Genomic DNA, 6,834 nt, shown 5'->3' on the forward strand with positions numbered 1-6,834 from the left:
TCTTTGGTATCTACTTTTCGATCTGGGTTTCGGTTAAAAGGACAGGGTTGCGCCGATCGTCCACGTGCGTGCCTGCGGGTATTGCGCGTAGTCGACATTCAGCTGGTTGTACAATCCGGCCGCCTTGTCACCGCCTACATAACCCAGTTCGGGGTTCAAGCCGGTGTATTTCGTGATCGTAAACACATTTTGCCCGGTAATGTAAATCCTTGCCTGCGACAGTTTCACTTTCTCGATCACGGTTTTCGGAATGCTGTAACCTAATGTGAAATTTTTCAACCGGAAGAAATCACCTTTCTCGATAAACAGGTCGGAAGGACGGAAGTTGCGGTTCGGGTTGTCGATGCTCACGCGCGGCACGGTGTTGCTGGTACCTGCCCCATTCCAGCGCTCGTTTGCTTCCTGATACAAATTGAAAGAATAGCTCGCATCAAGGCCCTGCATACGGTCGGCATTGAAGATCGATACACCGCCTACACCTACGAAGAACAGGTTGAAGTCAAATCCTTTGTAATTCAAACCTGCATTCAGACCATAATTGATTTTCGGCTGGGGGCTTCCAATGATCGTCCGGTCCTTATCATCGACAATGCCGTCACCATTCAAATCCATGAAACGAACGTCGCCGGGATGGATCTGCCCGTTGGTTTTGCGGGAGTCACTGGCAATGTTCGGGTCGGAGTCGATTTCCGCCTGGCTTTGGTACAAACCATCCGCTTTATACCCATAAAATGTACCGTAAGGATGGTTCTCGTATGTGCGCACAATCTCCTGCTGCCCGCGGCCGTACAGCTGCGACGCAAGGAAACCGCCCGGCGTGGCGAGCTGCGTAATGCGGTTTTTGATCAACGTCGCGTTACCGCTCACATTCAGGGTCAGGTCGCCGAACGAGTGGCGGTAAGAAGCTTCGATTTCAACACCTTTATTACGCAACTGACCAATATTCTGATCCGGAATAATAGAAGTACCGATCGTTCCCACAGACGGCGGGGCGAGCAGCATTTTCTTGGTATCCTTGATAAAATAGTTAACAGAGAGGTACAATGCATTTTTCCAAAGCCCCGCTTCTACGCCGAAGTTGCTCATTTCCGCCGTTTCCCACCCGATTTGCAGGTTAGCCAGGCGGCTCTGCGCAGCACCCGAGATCGGGTTTTGCGTGCCGCCCGCACCTAATGCGTAGCGGTAAGACGAGTTGATCAACGCCAGGTATTGCAGCGAGTTCACGTTCTGGTTACCCAGCTGGCCCCAGCCGCCCGTCAGCTTGAAGTTGCTGAAAACCGGTAATGCGTTTTTGAAGAAATCTTCTTCCGAAAGCCGCCATCCCAGTGAGAATGCCGGGAAATACCCCCAGCGATTGCCCGGCGCGAATTTCGACGATCCATCCGAACGGAATGTGGCCGTAAGCAAATAGCGGTCCATAAACGAGTAGTTGGCACGACCAAACCAGGACGCCAGGGCGTCGTAGCTGCGGTTACCGTCCTCGCCCGCTACCGACACGATCGTTCCGGCATATTGCAGGTAGCGCAATGTAGGATCTTCGCTCGCGAAATCGCGGCCACGTTGTCTGGAAGAGATACTGTTGAATGTCTGCGAAGTATAACCACCCACCAGGTTCAGGCTGTGCGCACTGAATTTTTTGTCATATGAAAGGAAATACTCTTGCAGGAACGACCAGTATTTACCATGCGTCAGATCAAGCTGGTTATAGGAATTGGTACGAAACTGGTCATTGATTTTTACCTCGAAATTCGTGCTTTCTGAGAAAGTCGCGTCCATAGCGAGATTTGCGCGCAGTTTCAGGCCTTTCAGGATTTCAAGCTCGCCGGTGAGACTACCCAAAATGCGGTTACGGATATTGTTCTGATCCTGCGTATCGACGGTGAAAATAGGGTTATTGATGTCTCCGAATGCGCCGATACCTTTTGTGGAACTATACGAACCGTCTCCATTGCGGATAGGCAGGCCCGGATGAAAACGAATGGCGCTCCACAACAAACCCGTTTGAGACGATGTCGTGTTCGGCGAGGTGTTATGCGTATTCGTGAATTGAAGGTTCTGCCCGATTTTCAGCCTCGAACCGATTTTGTGATCCGAATTGACGCGGAATGTATACCTTTTATAATAGGACTTACCAATAATACCCTTTTCATTGTAATAACCACCCGAAATCGAGAACGACGAATACTTGCCGCCTCCGCGGATCGCCGCGTCGTAATTCTGGGTAACGCCTTGTGTGAGCAATGCTTCCTGCCAGTTGGTTTTCTGTGACTGGTATTGCGCGTCCTCCCAGATCGGCGGTACGGGCAGGCCGTCGTTTTTGTACGCCTCGCGCTTCAATGCCGCCAAGTCGGGCGCTTCCAGCATATCGAGGATTTTAATGCGGTTGCTGATACCGGCGTAGCCATTGAGCGTCACACTGATCGGGTTGTCGAAAGTACCGCGCTTGGTTGTGATGATCACCACCCCATTTGCCGCACGCGTTCCGTAAATGGCTGATGCCGAAGCGTCTTTCAGGATTTCGATGGATTCGATGTCGTTCGGGTTCACGTCGTTCATAGAACCGGCCGGTACGCCATCGATTACTACCAATGGATCGGCATTATTCACCGTTCCGAAGCCGCGGATCTGGATCGTACCTGCGTCGCCCGGCGCACCGCCGTTACGGATCACATTCACACCCGCCGCACGGCCCTGCAAAGCCTGCTGCGCTCCACCTGATGGAAGGTTTTGAAAATCAGAACCTTTCACGGAAGATACTGCACCAGTTACATCTTTTTTCTCCTGGGTACCATAACCCACCACCACTACTTCCTTCAACGCGCTCACATCCGGGGCCATGGTAATGTTGATGACCGAGTTGCTCGCCACCACTGCATCCTGGCTCACATAACCTATGAAAGAAAACCGCAGCGTGGCGCCATTATCCGGCACATCGAGCTGGTACTGACCATTCTGGTCGGATGTGGTGCCTTTCTGGCTGCCTACGATAAGGATATTCACGCCCGGCAGGCCGTCGCCTTTTTCGTCCACGACTTTTCCGGTAATGGTCCGGTCGACTGTGGTACCCGCGTTCCCGGCGCTAAAAGGCGCTGCGCTTTGCGGGTCGCTCTTTTTTCTCAGCAATATTCTCGAATTCCCTACCACCTCGTATGAAACATTCAGGGGCGAGAGCAGCTGGTCGAGCACGCGGTTCAGTGAGCCCTGGAGTTGTTTTGCGGCAACCGTGCTCCTGCCCTGGATGCTACCCGAGCTGTATACAAACTTGACGTCGGCCTGTTTTTCGATCTGGCGTAACACCTGCCTGATTTCCAACGACTCGACTTTCAGTGAAATCTCTTTGTTCAGCAACTCCTGGCTATAAACGCCGTGTGCCATGGAGATCCCGCAGCATATCAAAGCAAGCAAAAGTTGTTTAGCGGTAGCACTCATGACTTTGTAAACAACCCTTTTGTAGGGTATTTTTTTATGCATAATTTTAAAGGTTTTTGTGAACTGAACAACTCAAAAACAACGGTATCCTTCTGCCAGGAAGGGTATTCCAAACGGCCGGGCATGTTAGCGCATGGCCGGCATTTTATAAAACACTTCTCTATTAATCAATCAATTAGCGCAGCCTTCGCCCGAGATAAACAGCGAAGCACCGCGGCGCTCATATTCCACATTCACCGCCTTGCAGATCAGGTCCAGCTGGTCGAACATCGGCAATTCGTTGAGATCCCCGGTAAACAGGCAGTTCCGAAGCACATCACCTTCCACCACAATGTCGATGCCGTAGGTCTTTTCCAGCAATGCGAGGACATCCGCGGCCGGCGTTTCGGCAAATTCAAACTGCGCTGCCGATTCGGCCGGTTTCACGATTACCGGTTTTTTCACGATACCCAACTCCATTTTCCGCGAATCTTTATCGAATACTACTTTCTGATTTGGCGTCAGGATAAAACCATTTTTGCTCGCTGTCTTGTTGTCGGAAGTTTCATAGACGGAAACACGCCCGGTAGCCACCTGCACCTCGATCGAGCCAGCACCATCGTAGGATTTTACATTAAAACTTGTCCCTAAAACCTGCGTAGCCAGATTTTCCGTCGAAACGATAAACGGCTTTGTCACATCCCTTTTTACCTGAAAAAACGCCTCGCCGTGCAGATAAACCATTCTTTTACGCTCTCCGAAATGCTCGGGATAGCCGATCCGGCTGTTGGGTTGCAGGATCACCACACTTCCATCTTCCAAAGTAAGCCGCTGAGGCTTGTGCGAGGTGTTGCTTACCGCAAAACCTTCATCATCGTTGTTCCAGATAGCACTCAATGCGGGGAAGTACACCGCTTCCTTGGGCGCATTGTACCAGAAAACCACTGCCAGCAACGCCACCGACGCCGCAACTGCCGTCCACCAGCCTATTCTGACAGGCTTTCTCGTGGTATTGGCCAATAGCTTCTGCCGGATACGCTGCCCTATTTCCTCTTTTTCAGATAAAAGCACTTCCGAATCGTCCGCCGGATTGTCTTTCAGGTATTGCTCGATCCGCAAATCTTCTTCCGCCGTCGTTTCGCCGGCGATGTATTTCTCTATCAGTTTCTCGTAATTATCAGTCATTTGCGGAGGCGTGTATAGGTTTTAGTTACTGGAATAATACATCCAGAGATTTTCTCTCAATGCTTTCAATGATTTGGTAATATGGTATTCCACGGCTTTTTCGGAAATATTCAGCTCTTCGGCAATGTCTTTGACAGGGCGGTTTTCAAAGCGGCTCAGCTGAAATACGCGGCTCGTCTTCTCGGGCAGCTTGCGCATTACCTCGTCCACCGCCCGCGAGAGGTCCGAAAACTGCACGATCTCGTCCGTCGAATAGGTCTCCTGGATTTTATTCAGGATCAGATATTCCTGGTACCGACGCCAGGTGATCTGGGATTTGATAAAATTGGTCACCCGGTATTTCATCGCAATCACGAGGTAAGTCCCCAGGCTCCGGATCTCTGTATCTTCCCGTCTATTCCAAAGGCTCTCGAATATATCGTGCACCAGTTCCTCCGATTCCTCCCGCGATCCCACCTGATGATAGGAAATGCAGAACAGCTTGTACCAGTAACGGTCGTAAATCTCCTCGAAAGCACGCTTGTTGCCTTCGCGGAGCTGGGTTACCAGCTGTTCGTCGGTTAGAATTTTAGTCATCAGGGTGCTCCTTTACTCGGATCTGCATGTATAGTCAAACAACTTCCGCAGACCCCTAAACGGTTTATCCATTTTTTTAGAAAAACTATTTCCGAAGGAATATCCGGAACTCCGAATCGATCTGAAAATCGGTTATGCCGTATCCGAGCATGCGTTCGCAATCCTTTTGGGCATCGGCCATCATGTCTGTGGATTTACGGTAGTGAAATTTGTTGATCGCCGCCACGACGCGGATGTTGTGCGTGCGCGCCCACGCCACGTCCTCGCGTGTGAGGTTTGCCGGTCTTTCGAACAAATAATAATGCTCAGGCCGGTAGCCGGGTTTCTTTATATTGTCTTCCAACTGCTTCCGCGAACAGCTCAGCCGCACCTTGCCTGTAAAAAACTCCGTGGATTCGTCGGTTCCGATCATCAGCGCCGTTTCTCTGAGGTGATATCGATCCAGCATAGTGGTCAGTTTATAAAAAAGTGTGGAATCCAGCCCGGCGATCTTGTTATCGAGCATGACCGCCATCCTTTTCTCGGCACAAAACCGGAGCACATCTTCGAGAAGCATCGGGTGGTTGCCGTCCAGTTTGCTGGTCAGTTTCGTTGCCTCTGCCCAATTCGTCTCCGTTACCTTACGCATATCCCCATAGAAACGGTTGAAGTCCGCATCGTGATTGGCGATCAGCACACCGTCGGCCGTCACGCGCATATCCGTTTCGACCATTCCGTAACCTTGCCGGGCCGCTTCTTTCAATGCGGGCAGCCCATTTTCGGTAAATGTACTATCCACTACCCCACCACGGTGAGCGATCAGGCCGATTGCCTTACCCTGACCGTATACGTTGGTGAAGTACATTATCAGTACAAAGGCGGGAATCAGTGAGAAAAGTTGCTTCATGAAAGATCTTTTTGAGATTGCAAAGGTACCATCGGACGGGATTCCGAAAATGCCCTTAACAATAACATAAAATCGGCATAAACAGCCCAATGGGAAAGCAATTTACCGATCGCTCATTCCCGTCTGCCTATCATTCATCAACTTTTGGAACCTCCGTTTTAGGTGTTTGATTTGTAACAGTCATCCGGAAATAACCACACCAAGGATCAAATACACTCCGAACAGGCGAACCGGTAAGCATACAACCCTGATTACAACACACACACTTAGTTACAACACACACTCCTATTGCGTAAAACGCTATGCACACGCTTAATTTTTGTTTTGCGGTTTTTTGGAAATAAAAAAAGGGCCGAAAGGCCAGTCATGGTCGGAAGATTTTTCTTCCGACTTTTTTCTGTTTCATAGGGGCTGTTTTTTATTGGTTAATCAGATGATTTTTAGTTATTTATTGTTGGTTTTATGAGGCAAATTGATTATCTTTAGTAATTGATAGTCAGCAAGATATGCCCGTTTTTAAAGATCACAAGGTTAACATCAATCATCTTTTAGGTTTCATTCCCGAAGCCCTTATCGCCCATCTTTCGGCAACTACCAGGGTTGATCATTACACCAAAGTCCTGCATGGTAAAAAGATGTTTTACCTGTTAATGTATGGCATTTTAGAGAATGACAGACTTAGCCAACGAACGCTGGAAGACAGTTTCAATGATCCTGTTTTCAAAGTGCTTTTTAACCTGGATGAAGCTGAAACCGTTTGCAGAAGTTCTATATCGGAC

4 protein-coding genes and 1 pseudogene are annotated in these 6,834 nt (G+C 49.7%); 1 reads left to right on the forward strand and 4 read right to left on the reverse strand.

Annotation, left to right across the window (positions count from 1 at the left end):
- Nucleotides 1-33: 33 nt before the first annotated feature.
- From BLQ88_RS34505 to BLQ88_RS34520, 4 genes are all read right to left on the reverse strand, one after another.
- On the reverse strand, nucleotides 34-3,471 hold the full coding sequence (locus BLQ88_RS34505) for a TonB-dependent receptor (protein WP_090157578.1): 3,438 nt from the start codon (nucleotides 3,469-3,471) through the stop codon (nucleotides 34-36).
- 129 nt (nucleotides 3,472-3,600) lie between these two features.
- Nucleotides 3,601-4,593 carry a FecR family protein gene (locus BLQ88_RS34510; protein ID WP_090157579.1) on the reverse strand — a complete coding sequence of 331 codons (993 nt, stop codon included), beginning with the start codon at nucleotides 4,591-4,593 and terminating at the stop codon, nucleotides 3,601-3,603.
- Nucleotides 4,594-4,614: 21 nt separating this feature from the next.
- Nucleotides 4,615-5,169, reverse strand: a complete 555-nt coding sequence (locus BLQ88_RS34515; RefSeq protein ID WP_090157580.1) for an RNA polymerase sigma factor — start codon at nucleotides 5,167-5,169, stop codon at nucleotides 4,615-4,617.
- A gap of 85 nt (nucleotides 5,170-5,254) precedes the next feature.
- On the reverse strand, nucleotides 5,255-6,055 hold the full coding sequence (locus tag BLQ88_RS34520) for a glycerophosphodiester phosphodiesterase (protein WP_090157581.1): 801 nt from the start codon (nucleotides 6,053-6,055) through the stop codon (nucleotides 5,255-5,257).
- A gap of 506 nt (nucleotides 6,056-6,561) precedes the next feature.
- On the opposite strand from BLQ88_RS34520, the pseudogene BLQ88_RS34525 reads away from it, so the two are divergent.
- Nucleotides 6,562-6,834, forward strand: a pseudogene (locus BLQ88_RS34525) (IS4 family transposase); the annotation flags it as partial.

It is taken from the genome of Dyadobacter soli (assembly GCF_900101885.1).
In the GTDB taxonomy this organism is placed as follows: domain Bacteria; phylum Bacteroidota; class Bacteroidia; order Cytophagales; family Spirosomataceae; genus Dyadobacter; species Dyadobacter soli.

What these genes read in the sequence shown, in the direction of transcription:
- BLQ88_RS34505 (WP_090157578.1), bottom strand. Translation starts at nt 3,471, where the DNA reads ATGCATAAAAAAATACCCTACAAAAGGGTTGTTTACAAAGTCATGAGT.
- BLQ88_RS34510 (WP_090157579.1), bottom strand. Translation starts at nt 4,593, where the DNA reads ATGACTGATAATTACGAGAAACTGATAGAGAAATACATCGCCGGCGAA.
- BLQ88_RS34515 (WP_090157580.1), bottom strand. Translation starts at nt 5,169, where the DNA reads ATGACTAAAATTCTAACCGACGAACAGCTGGTAACCCAGCTCCGCGAA.
- BLQ88_RS34520 (WP_090157581.1), bottom strand. Translation starts at nt 6,055, where the DNA reads ATGAAGCAACTTTTCTCACTGATTCCCGCCTTTGTACTGATAATGTAC.